The sequence below is a fragment of the Vibrio sp. 2130-1 genome (assembly GCF_033339515.1).
In genome coordinates this window covers 1-505 of the sequence record NZ_JAWOUT010000779.1, presented here as the reverse complement: position 1 = coordinate 505, position 505 = coordinate 1, and the positions used below count along the sequence as shown (strand labels likewise).

1 protein-coding gene is annotated in these 505 nt (G+C 42.4%); it reads left to right on the top strand.

The features are described from left to right. The coding region (locus R7Q09_RS28665; RefSeq protein ID WP_318144273.1) for an ABC transporter permease at positions 1 to 460 on the top strand (460 nt) is incomplete at its 5' end. Positions 461 to 505: the final 45 nt, after the last annotated feature.

Genomic DNA, 505 nt, shown 5'->3' with positions numbered 1-505 from the left:
TTTCGATGACTATGAAACCTTCTTTGAACGCGCAAAAGACGTGATGTGGCATGCTGTGCTTCCGCTGATCTGTTACTTGATTGGTGATTTCGCAACGCTCACCATGACGATGAAAAATAACCTGATGGAAAACTTATCATCGGATTACATCCGTACCGCGATCGCAAAAGGCTTGCCGTTTAAGAAAGCGGTACGCAAACACGCGCTACGCAATAGTTTGATTCCAATTGCTTCTCACTTTGGCAACTCACTGTTGTTCTTCATGACAGGGGCATTTTTGATCGAAGTTATCTTCAACATCGACGGCATTGGTTTATTAGGTTACGAATCCATTATGGAACGTGATTACCCTGTAGTGATGGGCATCGTTGCTATCAACGCGGTATTGCTGCTGATCGGTAATATTATTTCGGATATTTGTGTTGCTTTAGTCGACCCACGTGTGAAGTTTGGAGCGTAATATGATTAAAGTAAGTCCATTAACTCAAAAGAAAATCCGTCACTT